Here is a 17,188-nt window from a genome sequence, read left to right as displayed (position 1 = left end):
ATGCACCCCGCCACTGACAATCGCCCCGCCCTCCTCCTCGCGATGGGCCCCGGCATCGCCGAACGCCTCCTCACCGACGCCCACCGCGACCGCCTCGCCGCGCTCACCCGCACCGACCCGCGGCTCGTCGCCCACGACCTGACGGCGCCGGACGAGAGGGTCGCCGCCGCCCTCGCCGAGGCCGAACTCCTCCTCACCTGCTGGGGCACCACCCCGCTCACCACCGACGTCCTGGCCCGCGCCCCGCGCCTCAAGGCCGTCGTCCACGCGGCCGGTTCGGTCAAGCACCACATCACCGACGCCTGCTGGACCCGTGGCATCCGGGTCACCTCGGCCGCCGCCGCCAACGCCCTGCCCGTCGCCGAGTACACGCTCGCCGCGATCCTCTTCGCCGGGAAGCGCGTCCTGCGCTCCGCCCAGCAGTACGCGCGGCTGCGCACCGACCAGCCCTGGCTCGACGAGTCCGCCGCCTGGGGCAACTACCGCCGCACTGTCGGCATCATCGGCGCCTCCCGCATCGGCCGCCGGGTGATCGAGCTCCTGCGCCCCTTCGACTTCGAGATCCTGCTCTACGACCCGTACGTGACGACCCCGCCGCCCGGCGTCGCGCTCGCGGACCTCGACACCCTCTGCGCCCGCTCCACTGTCGTCTCCGTCCACGCCCCCCAACTCCCCGCCACCCACCACATGCTCGGCCCCGCCCAGCTCGCCGCGATGCCCGACGGCGCGACCCTGATCAACACCGCCCGCGGCTCCCTGATCGACGAGACCGCCCTCCTCCCCCACCTCACCTCAGGCCGCCTCCACGCCGTCCTCGACGTCACCGCCCCCGAACTCCCCACCCCCGACTCCCCCCTGTGGACCCTCCCCAACGTCCTCCTCACCCCCCACGTCGCCGGCTCCCTCGGCAACGAGCTGCACCGGATGGCGGAGGGGGCGATCGAGGAGGTGGCGCGGTACGGACGGGGGGAGCCGTTCGCGGAGGAGGTGACGGCTGAGGAGCTGGGGCGGTCGGCCTAGCGCGGCACCGGGGCCCCACGCTGCCAGGGCACCCCGCCCCCGCGGACCTAGACTGGAAGGGTCCGTCCCGGCCCGGGAGGCGTCATGAGTTTCGTACAGATAATCGACTGTAGGACCAGCCGGATCGAGGACCTGAACCGGCTCATGGACGAGTGGGTCGAACAGACCAAGGGCAGGCGCACCGCCACCCACAGCATCGTCGGCACGGACCGGTCCGACGCCTCCCATGTCGTGGAGATCGTCGAGTTCCCCTCGTACGACGTGGCCATGCGCAACTCGCAGCTGCCGGAGACCGACCGGATCTTCCGGGAGATGGTCGCGCTCTGCGACGAGATGCCGACCTTCACCGATCTGGACGTGGTCCGCGACGAGGCCCTGTACAAGGGGAACTCGCGGCGCTTCCTCGCGCTGCTCGGCGGCGGGGAGGACGTGGCGCTGCTGGACGGGGTGCTCGCCGAGGGGTACCACGATCATGATCCGTCGAATCCGGCGGACGCCATCGGGATGGACGCGGTGCGGCGTGAGGTGGAGATGTGGCGGGGCGGCTTCGACTTCGCGTTCACCGTCGAGGACCAGATCGCCGAGGGTGACCGGGTGTGCACCCGGTGGACGTGGAACGCGACGCACACGGGTGACTTCATGGGGCTCCAGCCCAGCGGGATCGCCGTGGAGATGACCGGCACGCTGATCCAGCGGTTCCGCGAGGACGGCAAGGCCGTCGCGGGGTGGTGGCAGTACGACATGCTCGGGCTGATGGGGCAGCTCGGGGCGGTCGAGGCGTAGGGCGTGCCCTAGGACGCGCCGAGGCCCGGTGCCCCCGCGACGGGGGCACCGGGCCTCGTGACGTCAGCGCCTCAGCGCCTCAGTGGGTCAGTGCGAGTGGCCGTGGCCGCCGTGCGAGTGGCCCGCGTCCGCCGGCTCCTCTTCCTTCTTCTCGACGACCAGGGTCTCGGTCGTGAGCAGCAGGGAGGCGATCGAGGCGGCGTTCTCCAGGGCGGAGCGCGTCACCTTCACCGGGTCGATGACGCCGGCCTTGACCAGGTCGCCGTACTCGCCGGTCGCGGCGTTGAAGCCCTGGCCCTTGTCGAGCTCCGCCACCTTCGAGGTGATGACGTAGCCCTCAAGACCCGCGTTCTCGGCGATCCAGCGCAGCGGCTCGACCGCGGCGCGGCGGACGACCGCGACACCGGTGGCCTCGTCGCCGGTCTTGTCGAGGTTGCCCTCAAGGATCTTGACGGCGTGGACGAGCGCGGAGCCACCACCGGAGACGATGCCCTCCTCGACCGCGGCGCGGGTCGCGGAGATGGCGTCCTCCAGACGGTGCTTCTTCTCCTTCAGCTCCACCTCGGTGGCGGCGCCGACCTTGATCACGCACACGCCGCCGGCCAGCTTCGCGAGGCGCTCCTGGAGCTTCTCGCGGTCCCAGTCGGAGTCCGTGGACTCGATCTCGGCCTTGATCTGGTTGACGCGGCCGAGGACGTCCTCGGAGGAGCCGGCGCCGTCCACGATCGTGGTGTCGTCCTTGGAGACGGTCACGCGGCGGGCGGTGCCCAGCACGTCCAGACCGGCCTGGTCCAGCTTGAGGCCGACCTCCTCGGAGATGACGGTGGCACCGGTGAGGGTGGCCATGTCCTGGAGCATCGCCTTGCGGCGGTCACCGAAGCCGGGCGCCTTGACGGCGACGGCGTTGAAGGTGCCACGGATCTTGTTGACGACGAGGGTGGAGAGCGCCTCGCCCTCGACGTCCTCGGCGATGATCAGCAGCGGCTTGGAGCCACCGGCCTGGATGACCTTCTCAAGCAGCGGCAGGAGGTCCTGGATGGAGGAGATCTTGCCCTGGTTGATCAGGATGTACGGGTCGTCGAGGACGGCCTCCATACGCTCCTGGTCGGAGACCATGTACGGCGAGAGGTAGCCCTTGTCGAAGGCCATGCCCTCGGTGAACTCCAGCTCCAGGCCGAAGGTGTTGGACTCCTCGACGGTGATGACACCGTCCTTGCCGACCTTGTCCATCGCCTCGGCGATGAGCTCGCCGACCTGCTGGTCCTGCGCGGAGAGCGCGGCGACGGCGGCGATGTCGGACTTGTCGTCGATCGGGCGGGCGGTCGCGAGGAGCTCCTCGGACACGGCCTTGACCGCGGCGTCGATGCCCTTCTTCAGGGCGGCCGGGGAGGCGCCGGCGGCGACGTTGCGCAGGCCCTCGCGGACCAGCGCCTGGGCGAGCACGGTGGCGGTGGTGGTGCCGTCACCCGCGATGTCGTTGGTCTTGGTCGCCACCTCCTTCACGAGCTGGGCGCCCAGGTTCTCGTACGGGTCCTCGATCTCGACCTCACGGGCGATCGTGACACCGTCGTTGGTGATGGTGGGGGCGCCGAACTTCTTGTCGATGACGACGTTGCGGCCCTTGGGGCCGATCGTCACCTTCACCGTGTCGGCCAGCTTGTTGACGCCGCGCTCAAGGGCGCGACGGGCGTCCTCGTCGAACTTCAGGATCTTCGCCATGGAAGCGGTTCAGCCCTCTCGGAAATCGTGGAAAAAACCGCGCCCCTGAACGCCCGGAGAAACCAGGGGGTCAGGGGCGCGGCTCGAAGCGTCTGGTGACAGGTGCTTCGGTGGACTTACTTCTCGATGATCGCGAGCACGTCGCGAGCCGAGAGGACGAGGTACTCGTCACCGTTGTACTTGACCTCGGTGCCGCCGTACTTGCTGTAGAGCACGACGTCGCCGACCTTGACGTCGAGCGGCAGACGCTCGCCGTTCTCGAAGCGGCCCGGGCCCACGGCGAGGACGGCGCCCTCCTGGGGCTTCTCCTTCGCGGTGTCCGGGATGACCAGGCCGGAGGCCGTGGTCTGCTCGGCGTCGAGCGGCTGGACCACAATGCGGTCCTCGAGCGGCTGAATGGCAACCTTGGAGCTGGCGGTCGTCACGATCCGGCCTCCCCCTTCGGAGATCTCACGGGGTTAACTGTCTGGTGTGGCGACCAGGTGGATCCGTCGTCGCGGGTGCCGGACCTGCCTGTCGCTGTGTTGGCACTCTCCTGTGGGGAGTGCCAGAACCGAGACTATGACCGCGATTAGCACTCGGTCAAGCGGAGTGCCAATTCACGACCCCGTGGCGTGAGCCGGGGGCACCCCTGGAAGAACGCGCGGACGGAGCCCGCGGTTCCGTACGAGGGTGCCGTACGGGGCGGATGGGGCGAGACCTTCTCCGCCGCCTTGCGGCCCAGCCGTTCGATCGGGTCGATCGGATCGGGCGAGGACGCGCAGGCGGTCAGGGTGAGCAGCGCGCCGGCCAGGACCAGGGCGGCTGCCGGCCGACGCGCCCGGCTCATACGTAGTCCTCCAGCCTGGCCACCGCGTACCCCTTCGCCGTGATCGTGTTCATCACCCGCCGGATCATGTCCGGCATGGAGCCCTTCCAGTCCTCCTTGCCGCGGAAGTGCGTGAGGACGATGTCGCCGGGGTGCAGGTCCCGGTCCCACTCGCGCCACTCCATGTGGTCGGGGAAGGCCTCGGAGGCCCACAGCGGGACGGCCTTGACCCCGCAGCTCTTCGCCGCGCGCAGGGTGTCCTCGTTGTAGTTGCCGTACGGCGGCCGGAAGAGCACGGGCCGCTTGCCGAACTGCTTCTCGATGACGTCCTGCATCCCGCAGATCTCGCGCTTCTGGTCCGCGTAGTCGAGCCCGGGCAGATAGCGGTGGTTGAGGGTGTGGTTGTGCAGGGAGATGCCGCCCGGCTGGGACTTCTGCATCTTCCGGAAGTAGCCGTAGTCCTCCTTGACCAGGTAGTCGCTGAGGAACGCGCTGTACGGGAGCTTCAGCTCGCTCATCATCCGCAGCAGCGCCGGGTCCTTCTCCGCGCCGTCGTCGATCGTCAGGAAGACGACCTTCTGCTTGGTCGGCACGGTGGTGAAGACCGGCGGCAGCCCCTCCCCGTCGGTCTCGAAACCCTTACGGGTGGTGATCACCGGCTTCTTCTCGGGCGGCGCGGGCGCTTCGAGCGGCGGCTGGGCGAGCCCCCACTTCTTGGCGGCGGCCACCCGCGCGGCGCGCGCCGCGCGGACCCGGTCGACGTACGCGCTCAGCGCCCCGGCTGCGTTCTGGGGGTGCTGCGGATGCTGCGCGTGCTGCTGGCCGGCCGCGGGCTTCGGCGGTACGGACTCCCCGTCGGCGCCGGGTCCCGCGCAGGCGGAGCCGAGGGCGGCGACGAGGAGGGCGGCGCCGACCGCCCGTACGGAGCGATTCGTCCGCTTCTGTTCCTTTTGTCGTACTAGCTGCATGGCGCCGCATCCTGTCAGCGCCGGACCCCTCCCGGGCCCCGACACCACCGGCGCCGCCCGCACGGTCCCCCGGGCGGCCCACACCGCCCGCGCCCCTCAGAATGGGACGGGTGACCGACCTCGCCGCCTTCGCCTCCCTGCTCACCCCCGAGGGGCAGAGCCTCCTCGCCGCCCTGCGCGACTACGACCCCGCCCAGGAGCTGGCGGTCGCCTCCCGGCTGCGCCGCGAGCACCCCGCCGAGCTGGTCTCGGCGGCGCTCGGCCAGGCCCGGCTGCGGCAGCGGGCGGTGGCGAAGTTCGGCGCCGAGGACGCGTACCGCATGTACTTCACGCCCAACGGCGTCGAGCAGTCCACCCGGGCCACCGTCGGCGCCTACCGGGCGGCCCGCCTCAAGGAACTCGGCGTGCGCAGCGTCGCGGACCTCTGCTCCGGCATCGGCGGCGACGCCCTCGCGCTGGCCCGCGCCGGGATCTCGGTGCTGGCCGTCGACCGCGACCCGCTGACCGCCGAGGCGGCCCGCGCCAACGCGGCGGCGCTCGGCCTCGACGGCCTGATCGAGGTGCGCTGCGCGGACGTGACGGAGATCGACACCTCCCCGTACGACGCCGTCTTCGTCGACCCCGCCCGGCGCGGCGGCCGGGGCAGGATCTTCGACCCCGAGGCGTACTCGCCGCCGCTGTCCTGGGCGGTCGAGGCGGCCCGCAAGGCCCCGCACGCGGCCCTGAAGATCGCCCCGGGCATCCCGCACGAGGCGGTGCCCGAGGAGGCCGAGGCGGAGTGGATCTCGGACGGCGGGGACGTCAAGGAGGCCGTGCTGTGGTTCGGCACCGAGCCCGGCGCCCGGCGCGCCACCCTGCTGCCCGGCGGCGCGACCCTCACCGGCGGCACCCTGCCCGACCCGGAGGTGCGGCCCGTCGGCCGCTACCTCTACGAGCCGGACGGCGCCGTCATCCGCGCGCACCTGGTCGCCGAGGTGGCACGGGAGCTGGACGGCGGACTGATCGACCCGACGATCGCGTACGTCACCGCCGACGCGCTCGTCCCCACCCCGTACGCCACCGCCTACGAGATCACCGACGAACTCCCCTTCAACCTCAAGAAGTTGAAGGTCCTGCTGCGCGAGCGCGAGATCGGCGTGCTGACCGTGAAGAAGCGCGGCTCGGCCGTCGAACCGGAGGAGATCCGCCGCAAGGTGAAGCTCAAGGGCCCCAACTCCGCGACGGTGCTGCTCACTCGGGTCGCGGGGGCTCCGACGATGCTGATCGGGCGGCCGGCCGGCCGGTGAGGCGGATCGCCATGCGGTAGTGCCCGGCGGCCTTCGCGAGGCCCGTCAGACCGGCCACCCACAGGATGAGGGCGGCGCCCATGCCGTACGCGACGGCGCCGTAACCGCCGTCCTCCGGGCCCGTGGTGAGCGGGACGGCGAAGGAGGTCCAGAGACCTGTGGCGCACATCGCGAAGGACAGCAGCAGCCAGCTCGCGCTCAGCAGCGGAAGCCGCAGCCGCGCGTCGGACGCCCCGTCCCGGTCGAGCGCGGCCCAGGCCAGCAGCCGTTCGCGCACCACCCGGTCGCGGCGCAGGCCGCGCACGGTCAGCCAGACGGCGGGGACGAACACGCCGATCCCCAGCATCCCGACGAGGACCGCGCCCAGCAGGCCCAGGTATTCCGGCTGTTCCGTCATGGCGATCTCGGCGACGCCCACCAGCGTCACCCCGATCAGCGCCCAGCCGAGCTGGAGCAGCCCGCAGCAGGCCAGGAACAGCGTCAGCCGCCGGGGCCCGAGCAGCCACCGCGCCAAGGTGTCCATCGCGAACTCCCGGTCGGCGAGGCGCGCCCGCCGGTCGGGCCAGGCCTGGACCTCGACGGGCGGCGGGGGCGGCGGCAGCGGCGTGCGGGGCGACATGCCGGGGAGCCTATCCGGCGGCCCTGCGCAGCAGCAGCGCCCGCTCCCGCTCGTTACGGGTGAGCTCCGCCGCCCGCGCGAACTCGGCCCGCGCCTCCGCCTCCCGGCCGAGCCGGGCCAGCAGGTCGCCCCGGACGCTGGGCAGCAGGTGGTAGCGGTCCAGGGCCGGTTCGGCGGCGAGGGCGTCGACGAGCGCGAGGCCCGCCTCGGGGCCCTCGGCCATCGACACGGCGACCGCCCGGTTCAGCTCGACGACCGGGGAGGGCGCGACGGCGGCGAGCCGCCGGTAGAGCGCGGCGATCGTCGCCCAGTCCGTCTCCTCGTACCGCGCGGCCCGCGCGTGGCAGGCGGCGATGGCGGCCTGGAGGGCGTACGGGCCGGTGGCGCCGTCCGCCGCGACGGCCCGCTCCAGGGCCGCGTAGCCGCGCCGGATCAGCAGCCGGTCCCAGCGCCGCCGGTCCTGGTCGGCGAGGAGCACCGGCTGCCCGTCCGGTCCCGTCCTGGCCGCCGTCCGGGAGGCCTGGATCTCCAGGAGCGCGGCGAGCCCGTGGACCTCGCCCTCCCGGGGCATCAGCGCGGCCAGCACCCGGGCGAGCCGCAGCGCGTCCTCGCACAGCGCCGGGCGCAGCAGGTCGTCGCCGGCGGTCGCCGCGTACCCCTCGTTGAAGATCAGGTAGATGACTTCGAGGACCGAGCCGAGGCGCGCCGCCCGGTCCTCCCCGTAGGGGACCTCGAACTCCACCCCCGACTTCGCGAGGGTCCGCTTGGCCCGGGTGATCCGCGCGGCGACCGTCGGCTCCGGTACGAGGAAGGCGCGGGCGATCTCGTCCGTGCGCAGCCCGCCGAGCAGCCGGAGGGTGAGCGCGGTGCGGGCCTCGGCGGAGAGCACCGGGTGGCAGGTGGTGAAGACCAGCCGCAGCACGTCGTCGTCGATGTCCCCGGGGCCGGAGGGCTCCGGGTCGTACGCCGACTCGGTCAGCTCCCGGCCGGCCTCCGCCAGCTTGCGGGCGTACGTCTCGCGGCGCCGTACGAGGTCGACGGCGCGGTGCTTGGCGGTGGCCGTCAGCCAGGCGCCCGGCCGGTCCGGAACGCCCGCCCGCGGCCACTGCTCCAGGGCGGCGACGAGCGCGTCCTGGGCGATCTCCTCGGCGATCCCGACGTCCCGGACGATCCGCGCCACGGTGGCGATGATCCGGGCGGATTCCATCCGGAAGACCGTGTCCAGGGTCTCCTCGACCGTCTGTGCCGTCACGCCTCACATGACAGCACAGGGCACTGACAGACGCCTCGGATCAGGAGCCCATCTCCTCGACCTCGCGGATCTCCAGGCCCACGGTCCACTCCGCCGGGTGCACCTCCAGGAAGCGCTTCCCCCACTCGATCGCCTCGGCCATGTCCTTGCACTGCATCATGGCGTAGCCGCCGACGACCTCCTTGGTCTCGGTGAAGGGGCCGTCGGTGTACGACAGCTTCCCGTCCTGCCAGGAGATCCGGGTGCTGCCGCTGGTGGGCTTGAGGCCGGCCGTGTCCAGCATGACGCCGGCCTTGGTGATCTCCTCGAACAGCGCGCCCATGCGCTCCTCGAAGCCGGGGTCGGCGGACGCCATGTCGATGCTGTTCTCCTCGATGCGGACGAGGGAGAGGTAGCGGGGCATGGTGACTCCTCGGGGTGCGGTGGCGGGGCCGTTCCCCGCCTTCACACTCATACGTCGAACGGGAGCCGCCCGCATCGACAACCCGGCGGAAGTTTTTTCCGAGGCGTGCTCAGAGATAGTCCTCAAGGCGCGCCACCGTGTACCCCTGCTCCTGGATGTGGCGCAGCAGATTGGCCGTCATCTCGGTCATCGTCGTGCCCTTGAGCTCGGACGGGCCGCGGAAGTGGGCCAGGATGATGTCGCCGGGGTGCAGCTTCTTGTCCCCGCGCTGGTACTGCATGTTCTTGATCTGCATGGACTCGCGCCACAGCACGATCGCGTCCACCCCGCACGCGGCGGCGGCGGTCCTGGTGGACTCGTTCCAGTTGCCGTAGGGCGGGCGGAAGAGGCGCGGCCGCTCCCCGTACTCCTTGGTCAGCTTCTCCTGCTGGCCGCAGATCTCCCGGCGCTGGGCCTCCTCGGAGAGGGTGCGCATGTTGGGGTGGGTGAGGGTGTGGTTGGCGACGCCGTGGCCCTGCGCGACGAGCGGGGCGAAGTAGCGGTAGTCGGTGCGGATGGCCGCGTCGGTGAGGAACATCGTCACGGGGATCTTCAGGTCCCGCATCATCGCGACGAACTCGGGGTCCTTCTCGGCACCGTCGTCGATGGTGATGAAGACGATCTTCTCGGTCGTCGGGATGTCGCTGACCACGGGCACGGGCCCGCCCGCCTTGCGCGTCACCGGCTTCTTCGCGGGCGGCGCGGGCGGCTCGGCGAAGGGCTTGAGACCCCACTTGCGGTACGCGGCGGCCCGCGCGTCGGCGGTGCCGGGGCCGTCGGAGGCGCCGGTCCCGCCGGGCGTCCGCGAGGACGCGGCCGACGGCGGCACGGTGCCGCCGCCCGGGGCGGTGCCGTCCGCGCCGGCCGTCGTCGTGCAGCCGGTGGTCGCGAACAGCGCCGCGGTGGTCAGCGCCGCCCACAGCGCGAGGGTCTTCTTCACACGCTGTGGGATGCGCGAACCGCTCGAACGGTTGCCCCTACATCGAGGATTCGGCCGACTCGACCGATTCGAAGCGCCAGCGGTGCACCGGACGGGTGAGCAGCTCCGCCGCCGGCTCCGGCAGCTCGGGCAGCTCCGCGCCCAGTCCTTCGGCCGTCTCCCACCAGGTCAGCACCAGGACCCGGTCCTGCGGCGCCCGGAAGGTCTCCCGCCGCAGCGGCGCGGCCGGCAGCTCCTGGGCCCGCGCCCAGGCGAGCAGCTCGGCGCCCCGGCCCTCGACGGCGCGGGCCTCCCACATCAGGGTCACGGTGGTCACGGGTACAGGTTCTCCTTGCTGACCTCGTGCACATGGTCGTGGTCGTGCACGTGATCGTGGCCGTGGCCGTGCGCCCCCGGCACGTGCGGGTCCGTCACCGGCAGCGAGGAGTCGGCGGACAGCTCCAGGTCGGAGGCCGGCCGGTTGCGGGCGACCATCTCGGCGCCGAGGGCCGCGACCATGGCCCCGTTGTCGGTGCACAGGCCCGGCCGGGGCACCCGCAGCCGGATGCCGGCCCGCTCGCAGCGCTCCTCGGCGAGCGCCCGCAGGCGCGAGTTGGCGGCCACGCCGCCGCCGATCATCAGGTGGTCGACGCCCTCGTCCTTGCAGGCCCGGACGGCCTTGCGGGTGAGCACGTCGACGACCGCCTCCTGGAAGGACGCGGCGACGTCCCGTACGGGCACCTCCTCGCCCGCGTTCCGCTTGGCCTCGATCCAGCGGGCCACGGCGGTCTTCAGACCGGAGAAGGAGAAGTCGTACGCGGGGTCCCGGGAGCCGCTGAGACCGCGCGGGAAGGCGATGGCCTTCGGGTCGCCCTCGCGGGCCAGCCGGTCGATGACGGGACCGCCGGGGAAGCCGAGGTCGAGCACGCGGGCGATCTTGTCGAAGGCCTCGCCCGCCGCGTCGTCGATGGTCGCGCCCAGCGGCCGCACGTCGGAGGTGATGTCCGAGGAGAGCAGCAGCGAGGAGTGCCCGCCGGAGACCAGCAGGGCCATCGTCGGCTCGGGCAGCCGGCCGTGCTCCAGCTGGTCGACACAGATGTGCGAGGCGAGGTGGTTGACGCCGTAGAGCGGCTTGCCGAGGGCGTACGCGTACGCCTTGGCCGCCGAGACGCCGACGAGCAGCGCGCCCGCGAGGCCGGGGCCCGCGGTGACGGCGATGCCGTCGAGGTCCTTCGGGGAGACGCCGGCCTCCTTCAGGGCGCGCTCGATCGTCGGGACCATCGCCTCCAGGTGGGCGCGGGAGGCGATCTCGGGCACGACGCCGCCGAAGCGGGCGTGGGTGTCGACGCTGGAGGCGACGGCGTCCGCGAGGAGGGTGGTCCCGTGGACGATGCCGACGCCGGTCTCGTCGCAGGAGGTCTCGATGCCGAGTACGAGCGGTTCGTCAGCAGCCATCAGAATCAGTCTCAGTTCCTTGAACGGTCAGTCGCATCACGAGCGCGTCCACGTTTCCGGGCTGGTAGTAGCCGCGCCGGAAACCGATGGGCTCGAAGCCGAAGCGCTCGTAGAGCTTCTGGGCCCGGGTGTTGTCCACGCGCACTTCGAGCAGGACCTCGTCGCACTCGAAGGCCGTGGCGTGCTGGAGCAGGTCGGTGAGGAGCCGCCCGCCGAGGCCGCTGCCCCACTGGTCGCGGGCGACGGCGATGGTCTGGACGTCGCCGAGCCCGCCGGCCGCGGCGAGTCCCGCGTACCCGACGATCGCGCCCGACGCGTCCTCGGCCACCACATAGCGGCGGGTCGCGCGCGGGCCTCGGGAGTGCGCGAGCTCGGACCAGAACATCCCCTCGGACCAGGCGTCCTCGGGGAACAGCTCGGCCTCCAGGGTGAGCACGGGGCCGATGTCCCACCAGCGCATCTCGCGCAGTGCGGCGCCGCTCACTTCGGCGTGACCACCTTGTAGTTCTTGGGCACCTGCGCGTCGGGGCGGCGCAGGTACATCGGCTGCGGGTCGAGGAAGCCGCCGTCGCCCGCGGCCAGCTTCTCGGCCGCGAGGGCGGCGAGCGCGGCGGCCGACTGGTGCTCGGGGTCGCGGGCGTCGGGGAAGGCCTCCGGGTACAGCCGGGCGCCGGCGCCGACCACGGGCAGTCCGGCGAGCCGCTCGGCGATGTCGGCGGGGCGGTCGACGGCCGCGTCGGTCTCGCGGGTGCGGGCGTCGGCGTAGCGGGCCCAGTAGACCTCCTTGCGCCGCGCGTCGGTCGCGACGGCGAAGGGGCCCTCGATGCCGGAGGCGTACGCGAGGCCGTCGAGGGTGCACAGGCCGTGCACCGGCACGCCGAGCGCGGAGGAGAAGGCGGCGGCGGTGACGAGGCCGACCCGCAGACCGGTGTACGGGCCGGGGCCGACACCGACCACCAGGCCGGTCACGGCGTCCAGCTTCAGCCCGGCCTCCTTCAGGACCCGGTCGACGGCGGGCAGCAGCAGCTCCCCGTGCCGGCGGGCGTCGACCTGACTCGACTCGGCGACGACGGAGTCCCCGTCGTGCAGGGCGACGGTGACGGCGGGTGTGGCGGTATCCATGGCGAGCAAGAGCACGCGAACAGCCTACGGCGCCGGAGCGCGGGGCGTGTCCGGCGTACGGCGCCCCGCCCGTACGGGGCGGCGGCTGCTACGGTCAGGCACCGATACGTAGGTACGACAGAAGGTGGGCGCGCGGTGGCACGGAGCAGCTCGGGATTCGTGGCCGGGCTCACCGCGGCCGCCGTGGCCGTGATCGGCTTCCTCGCCTACCAGGCCTCGGCCGCCGCGCCGTCGGCCGCCGAGCTCGCGGCCAAGCCGCAGACGCCGAGCTCGGCCCCCGCGGCCCCGGCGACCGGCAAGCCGAAGCAGCCGGCGAAGGACCCGCTGGCGCTGCCCGCGAGCTCCGGCAAGGGCGAGCGCGTGGTGTACGCGCTCGACGACCGCCGGGTGTGGCTGGTGGACGAGAAGAACCAGGTCACCCACACCTTCTCGGTGATGCCCAGCACGGTCTCGCCGCCGCCCGGCGTGTACGCGGTGACCTCGCGCTCCGGCGCGGTGCGCGGCTCGGACGGCACGCAGATCGAGCACGTGGTGCGCTTCGCGACCGTCCAGGACGTGTCGATCGGCTTCAGCGCGGCGGTGGACGGCTCGACGCCGAAGCCGGACCCGGCGAAGAAGACCGGCGGCGTGCGGATGAAGCGGGCGGACGGCGACGCGCTGTGGACGTTCGCGGTGATCGGCGCGAAGGTCGTCGTCGTCGCGTAGGACCCCGGGTTTCCCCGTAGGGCTACGCGGCCTCGTCGCGTACCGGGGGCTCCTGCTCGTCCCCCGGCTCCACGGGCTCGCGCGGCGGCGTCGAGACGGCGCTGGCCGCGGCGCAGGAGGCCAGCAGGTCTCTCATCGAGACGCCGTTCGCGGTGCGGTCCATCCGAACGGCGTGCTCCGGCGTCGCCATGAATGCCTCCCGTAGGTTAGGTACACCTAACCAGCTCGTGATTCCATGTGACCACGGCTCGGAGCACTCACGCAACATTTTCCCGACACGTTGTCGGAACCTACGTACGTTCAGCCCAGCAGCAGGTCCTCGCCGGCCCACCGGCCGCCGATCCCGTTGAGCACGACCGTGCGCCGGTCGTCGTCGGCGTCGTCGGTGGCCTCGGTCCCGCCGACCACCCGGTGGATCAGCACGTGCAGCCGGTCGTCCGTCAGCTCCTCGACCTTGCCGTCGCCCCACTCGACGACCACGACGGAGTCCGGCAGCGAGACGTCGAGATCCAGGTCCTCCATCTCGTCGAGCCCGCCGCCCAGGCGGTACGCGTCGACGTGGACCAGCGCGGGGCCGCCGACCAGCGAGGGGTGGACGCGGGCGATGACGAAGGTCGGCGAGGTCACGGCCCCGCGGACGCCCAGGCCCTCGCCGAGACCGCGGGTCAGCGTGGTCTTCCCGGCGCCGAGCTCGCCGGTGAGCATCACGAGGTCGCCGGGGCGCAGCAGTTTCGCCAGGCGGCGGCCCAGCTCCGTCATGCGCTCCGGGGAGTCGACTTCGAGGGTGGCCTGGTTGAGCGGAGTGTCCATGCCCGCCAACCTACCTACTCGGCGCGCCCGCTCCGGCTACCCGACGACGGACACCGCGCCCACCCGCCCAAGCAGGTCGGCGAGCCGGTCGGTGACCGCCTCCGGGTGCTCCAGCATCACCAGGTGCCCGGCGTCCGGCACGATGACCAGCTCCGCGTCCGGCAGCAGGTCGGCGATGGCCTCGGTGTGCGAGCTGGGGGTGACCAGGTCGCGGTCACCGGCCAGCGCGAGCACGGGCAGCTCGCGGAAGGCCGCGAGCGCCGCCGCCTTGTCGTGCTCGACGAACGCCGGGTAGAACTCGGCGACCACGTCGATCGGGGTCGACTCGATCATCCGCTCCGCGAACCGGACGACCGCCGGATCCACGTCCTTCGAGGAGAACGAGTACTTCTTGATGAGCCCGGCGAAGAGGTCGGCGGTGGCCCGCCGCCCCCGCTCCACCAGCTCCGCCCGCGAGCCGAGCGCCCGCAGCACGCCGGGCAGCACCCGCCGCACCGCGTTGACGCCGGCCATCGGAAGCCCGTAGCTGATCTCGTCGAGCCGCCCGGCCGAGGTCCCCACGAAGGCGGCGCCGACCACCCGCTCGCGCACCAGCTCCGGGTGGCGCTCGGCCAGCGCCATCATCGTCATCCCGCCCATGGAGTGCCCGACGAGGACCAGCGGGCCCTCGGGGGCGGCGGCGTCGAGGACGGCCCTGAGGTCGTCGCCGAGCCGGTCGATGGAGACGGGCACGCCGTCGGGACCCGCCTGGTCGACCCCTCGGCCGGACCGCCCGTGGCTGCGCTGGTCCCAGTACACGGCGCGGACCAGACCGCGCAGGGCGGCCCGCTGGAAGTGCCAGGAGTCCTGGTTGAGGCAGTAGCCGTGGCTGAAGACGACCGTGACGGGCGCGGGGGCCTTCCGCCCGAACAGGCGCCGTCTGCGGGGCGCGGGCGCGTCGCCCTCGACCTCGTCGACCTCGTAGTACAGCCGGGTGGAGTCGTCGGCGACCGCCCAGCCGGGGGCGCCGCGCAGCGCCCCGTAGGGGCCCTCGGCGTCCAGTGCGAGCCGGGCCTTCTCCCGTACGGAACGCCCGACGGTCAGCCGCTCGACCGCGACTCCGGCGGCGGCCCCGGCCGCGAGCACGCCTATCGCGGCACCGGCCCAGCCGGCCCGCCGCCAGGTCTCCTCGCCCACGGCCGCCCCGCCCCCTCTTACTCGCCCAGGTAGACGCGCGGGACGCGCGCGCCGATCCGGGTGACGATCTCGTACGCGATGGTGTCGGCCGCGTCGGCCCAGTCCTGCGCCGTCGGCTCGCCCCGGTCGCCGGGCCCGAAGAGCACCGCCTCGGCGCCGGGCTCCGGCCGGTCGCCGCCGAGGTCCACCACGAACTGGTCCATGGCGACCCGGCCGGCCACCGTGCGGACCTTGCCGTCCACGAGCACGGGGCCGCGCCCGGAGGCGTGCCGGGGGACGCCGTCCGCGTATCCGAGCGGGACAAGACCCAGCGTGGTCTCGCCCGGCGTCACGTAGTGGTGCCCGTACGACACGCCGTGCCCGCCCGGCACGTCCTTGACCAGGGCGACGCTCGCCTTGAGGCTCATCACCGGCCGCAGCCCCAGCTCGGCGGAGGTGCCGACCTCGGGCGCGGGCGAGACGCCGTACATGGCGATGCCGGGCCGGACGAGGTCGAAGTGCGTCTCGGGGAGGGTCAGGGTGGCCGGCGAGTTGGCGATGTGCCGTACCTCGGGCTCGACCCCGGCCTTCTCCGCGAAGTCGAGCATGGTCCGGAAGACGTCGAGCTGGGCGGCGATCGACGGATGCCCCGGCTCGTCGGCGCAGGCGAAGTGCGACCAGAGGCCGGTCACCTTGACCAGGCCCTGCGCCTCGGCCTTGAGCGCCTCGGTGACGAGCTCCGGCCAGTCGGCGGGCTGGCAGCCGTTGCGCCCCAGGCCGGTGTCGGCCTTGAGCTGGATCCGCGCCCGGCGGCCGGTCTCCCGGGCCGCCTCGACGACCTCCGCCAGCGCCCACATGCCGCTCACCGACATGTCGAGCCCGGCCTCGACGGCCTCCGCCCACGGGTCGCCCGGCGTCCACAGCCAGCACATGATCCGCACGTCCCGCAGACCGGCCGCCCGCAGCGCGAGCGCCTCCTGCGGGGTCGCCGTCCCGACCCAGGTCGCGCCCGCCTCGACGGCGGCGCGGGCGCAGGGCAGGGCCCCGTGCCCGTACGCGTCGGCCTTGACCACGGCCATGATCTGAACGTGCGGGGCGACCCGGGCGCGCAGCGTGCGGACGTTCGCGCGCAGCGCGCCGAGGTCGATCTCGGCGCGGGCTCGGCGGGGCTGTGGTGTCTCAGTCATCGCCGCCAGTCTCTCAGGTCCCCGGCCCCGCTCACCCTTCCGGCCGCTTGCCCCAGACATAGACCCGGTCCCCCTTGCGCAGCACGTCCCACAGGCGCTTGGCGTTCGCGTAGCTCAGATTCACGCAGCCGCGGCTGCCGGTGGGCGTCGAGATCTGCCCGTAGACGGCGTGGAAGGCCTGCCCGCCGCTGAAGAACTGGGAGAACGGCATGGGCGTGTCGTAGATGGACGACCAGTGGTTCTTGTGCCGCCAGTAGACCTCGTGCCACCCGGTCCTGGTCCGGTACCCGGCCCGCCCACTCCGCACGTTCACCACCCCATACGTGACCCGCTTCCCCTTCTGCACCCACATCAGCTCCCGGTCGAGATCGACACAGGCGACGGTGTACGAGCGCGTGGGGCACTTCCCGGCGGCGTTAGGGTTCGCGCGGGCGGCGAGCAACTCGGCCCGGCCCCAGGTCACGGGCCCGGCGTAGCCGACGGCCGGCGTGATCTTCTGCTTCTGCTGGAACGCCCGGATGGCCTTGCAGTCCGCCGTGGACTGCTTCCCGTCCACCTTCAGCCGCAGCAGCCGCTCGACCCGCCGCTGATGCGGCCCGGCCTTAGCGGTGCAGGCCGCCCCGACGGCACTGCGCGGCAGAAACTCCACCAGCTCGTCCACCTCCTCGGCAGGCACCGGCACCGGCACGTCCCCGTCCGGCTGGAGCGGCGGCAACACCTGGTCGGGCGTGTCCATCGGGTACTCGGCCCGCCCGGCGCCGACCCCGCCGGGGAGCAGGACCTCACCGGGCTCGGGCGCGTCGGCGAGAGCGGGCAGCGGCGGCACGACGGCGAGGACGAGCAGGAGCACGGTGACGCCAAGACGGCGCCTTCTCGATCTGATCACCCGCCCATCCCACGCCGCCGGGCCCGGGGACGCCTGCGGTGGGCCCCTTGCG

The 17,188-nt window shown here is 72.8% G+C and carries 21 protein-coding genes; 4 read left to right on the top strand and 17 right to left on the bottom strand.

What is annotated here, in order from left to right; translation table 11 throughout:
* Positions 1–1,020 carry a hydroxyacid dehydrogenase gene (locus ABTZ54_RS05750; protein WP_351657559.1) on the top strand — a complete coding sequence of 340 codons (1,020 nt, stop codon included), beginning with the start codon at positions 1–3 and terminating at the stop codon, positions 1,018–1,020.
* 84 nt (positions 1,021–1,104) lie between these two features.
* A complete protein-coding gene (locus ABTZ54_RS05745; protein WP_351657558.1) occupies positions 1,105–1,803 on the top strand; it encodes an ester cyclase in 699 nt (232 codons plus the stop codon).
* A gap of 87 nt (positions 1,804–1,890) precedes the next feature.
* Here the strand turns inward: ABTZ54_RS05745 and groL are convergent, their stop codons facing one another.
* The 4 genes from groL to ABTZ54_RS05725 form a co-directional block, all read right to left on the bottom strand.
* Positions 1,891–3,522, bottom strand: a complete 1,632-nt coding sequence (groL, locus tag ABTZ54_RS05740; RefSeq protein WP_351657556.1) for a chaperonin GroEL — start codon at positions 3,520–3,522, stop codon at positions 1,891–1,893.
* Positions 3,523–3,638: 116 nt separating this feature from the next.
* The gene (gene groES / locus ABTZ54_RS05735; protein WP_351657554.1) at positions 3,639–3,947 is read right to left on the bottom strand and encodes a co-chaperone GroES; all 309 of its coding nucleotides are present in this window, start codon (positions 3,945–3,947) and stop codon (positions 3,639–3,641) included.
* Between the two features lie 146 nt (positions 3,948–4,093).
* Positions 4,094–4,351: a hypothetical protein gene (locus tag ABTZ54_RS05730; RefSeq protein ID WP_351657552.1), complete on the bottom strand. Its 258-nt coding sequence runs from the start codon at positions 4,349–4,351 to the stop codon at positions 4,094–4,096.
* Positions 4,348–5,298: a polysaccharide deacetylase family protein gene (locus tag ABTZ54_RS05725; protein ID WP_351657550.1), complete on the bottom strand. Its 951-nt coding sequence runs from the start codon at positions 5,296–5,298 to the stop codon at positions 4,348–4,350. The genes ABTZ54_RS05730 and ABTZ54_RS05725 overlap by 4 nt, the downstream gene beginning before the upstream one ends.
* 101 nt (positions 5,299–5,399) lie before the next feature.
* Here ABTZ54_RS05725 and ABTZ54_RS05720 point away from each other — a divergent pair, with 101 nt between their 5' ends.
* Entirely contained in the window at positions 5,400–6,584 is a 1,185-nt protein-coding gene (locus ABTZ54_RS05720; RefSeq protein WP_351657548.1) for a THUMP-like domain-containing protein, read from the top strand.
* On the opposite strand, the gene ABTZ54_RS05715 is transcribed toward ABTZ54_RS05720, so the two are convergent.
* The 8 genes from ABTZ54_RS05715 to tsaB all read right to left on the bottom strand — a co-directional run bounded on the left by ABTZ54_RS05715 (position 6,529) and on the right by tsaB (position 12,408).
* The gene (locus ABTZ54_RS05715; protein WP_351657547.1) at positions 6,529–7,203 is read right to left on the bottom strand and encodes a hypothetical protein; all 675 of its coding nucleotides are present in this window, start codon (positions 7,201–7,203) and stop codon (positions 6,529–6,531) included. The genes ABTZ54_RS05720 and ABTZ54_RS05715 overlap by 56 nt on opposite strands.
* A gap of 10 nt (positions 7,204–7,213) precedes the next feature.
* Complete coding sequence (locus ABTZ54_RS05710; protein WP_502997190.1) at positions 7,214–8,410, bottom strand: RNA polymerase sigma factor; 1,197 nt, start codon at positions 8,408–8,410, stop codon at positions 7,214–7,216.
* Positions 8,411–8,495: 85 nt separating this feature from the next.
* Positions 8,496–8,858 (bottom strand): YciI family protein, encoded by a 363-nt coding sequence (locus tag ABTZ54_RS05705; RefSeq protein WP_351657543.1) that lies wholly within the window; start codon positions 8,856–8,858, stop codon positions 8,496–8,498.
* Positions 8,859–8,967: 109 nt separating this feature from the next.
* Positions 8,968–9,837, bottom strand: coding sequence for a polysaccharide deacetylase family protein (locus ABTZ54_RS05700; protein ID WP_351657541.1), 870 nt, complete (start codon positions 9,835–9,837; stop codon positions 8,968–8,970).
* A 37-nt stretch (positions 9,838–9,874) separates the two neighbouring features.
* Positions 9,875–10,135 carry a hypothetical protein gene (locus tag ABTZ54_RS05695; RefSeq protein ID WP_351657774.1) on the bottom strand — a complete coding sequence of 87 codons (261 nt, stop codon included), beginning with the start codon at positions 10,133–10,135 and terminating at the stop codon, positions 9,875–9,877.
* 14 nt (positions 10,136–10,149) lie between these two features.
* Positions 10,150–11,271, bottom strand: coding sequence for a tRNA (adenosine(37)-N6)-threonylcarbamoyltransferase complex transferase subunit TsaD (gene tsaD / locus ABTZ54_RS05690; RefSeq protein WP_351657539.1), 1,122 nt, complete (start codon positions 11,269–11,271; stop codon positions 10,150–10,152).
* Positions 11,261–11,731, bottom strand: a complete 471-nt coding sequence (rimI, locus tag ABTZ54_RS05685; protein ID WP_351657772.1) for a ribosomal protein S18-alanine N-acetyltransferase — start codon at positions 11,729–11,731, stop codon at positions 11,261–11,263. Before rimI ends, tsaD begins: the two co-directional genes overlap by 11 nt.
* Positions 11,732–11,751: 20 nt before the next feature.
* Positions 11,752–12,408 carry a tRNA (adenosine(37)-N6)-threonylcarbamoyltransferase complex dimerization subunit type 1 TsaB gene (gene tsaB / locus ABTZ54_RS05680; RefSeq protein WP_351657537.1) on the bottom strand — a complete coding sequence of 219 codons (657 nt, stop codon included), beginning with the start codon at positions 12,406–12,408 and terminating at the stop codon, positions 11,752–11,754.
* 120 nt (positions 12,409–12,528) lie between these two features.
* Here tsaB and ABTZ54_RS05675 point away from each other — a divergent pair, with 120 nt between their 5' ends.
* Positions 12,529–13,098: a L,D-transpeptidase gene (locus tag ABTZ54_RS05675; RefSeq protein ID WP_351657535.1), complete on the top strand. Its 570-nt coding sequence runs from the start codon at positions 12,529–12,531 to the stop codon at positions 13,096–13,098.
* 22 nt (positions 13,099–13,120) lie between these two features.
* Here ABTZ54_RS05675 and ABTZ54_RS05670 read toward each other — a convergent pair whose 3' ends face one another.
* The 5 genes from ABTZ54_RS05670 to ABTZ54_RS05650 form a co-directional block, all read right to left on the bottom strand.
* The gene (locus tag ABTZ54_RS05670) at positions 13,121–13,288 is read right to left on the bottom strand and encodes a hypothetical protein (RefSeq protein ID WP_351657533.1); all 168 of its coding nucleotides are present in this window, start codon (positions 13,286–13,288) and stop codon (positions 13,121–13,123) included.
* 110 nt (positions 13,289–13,398) lie between these two features.
* A complete protein-coding gene (tsaE, locus tag ABTZ54_RS05665; protein ID WP_351657531.1) occupies positions 13,399–13,908 on the bottom strand; it encodes a tRNA (adenosine(37)-N6)-threonylcarbamoyltransferase complex ATPase subunit type 1 TsaE in 510 nt (169 codons plus the stop codon).
* Positions 13,909–13,944: 36 nt separating this feature from the next.
* The gene (locus ABTZ54_RS05660; RefSeq protein WP_351657529.1) at positions 13,945–15,084 is read right to left on the bottom strand and encodes an alpha/beta fold hydrolase; all 1,140 of its coding nucleotides are present in this window, start codon (positions 15,082–15,084) and stop codon (positions 13,945–13,947) included.
* A 17-nt stretch (positions 15,085–15,101) separates the two neighbouring features.
* On the bottom strand, positions 15,102–16,250 hold the full coding sequence (gene alr, locus ABTZ54_RS05655; RefSeq protein ID WP_351657527.1) for an alanine racemase: 1,149 nt from the start codon (positions 16,248–16,250) through the stop codon (positions 15,102–15,104).
* A 31-nt stretch (positions 16,251–16,281) separates the two neighbouring features.
* Complete coding sequence (locus ABTZ54_RS05650; RefSeq protein ID WP_502997189.1) at positions 16,282–17,094, bottom strand: L,D-transpeptidase family protein; 813 nt, start codon at positions 17,092–17,094, stop codon at positions 16,282–16,284.
* Positions 17,095–17,188: the final 94 nt, after the last annotated feature.

The organism is Streptomyces sp. NPDC094032 (assembly GCF_040303965.1).
Taxonomy (GTDB): domain Bacteria; phylum Actinomycetota; class Actinomycetes; order Streptomycetales; family Streptomycetaceae; genus Streptomyces.
This window is presented reverse-complemented; position numbering and strand designations above follow the sequence as displayed.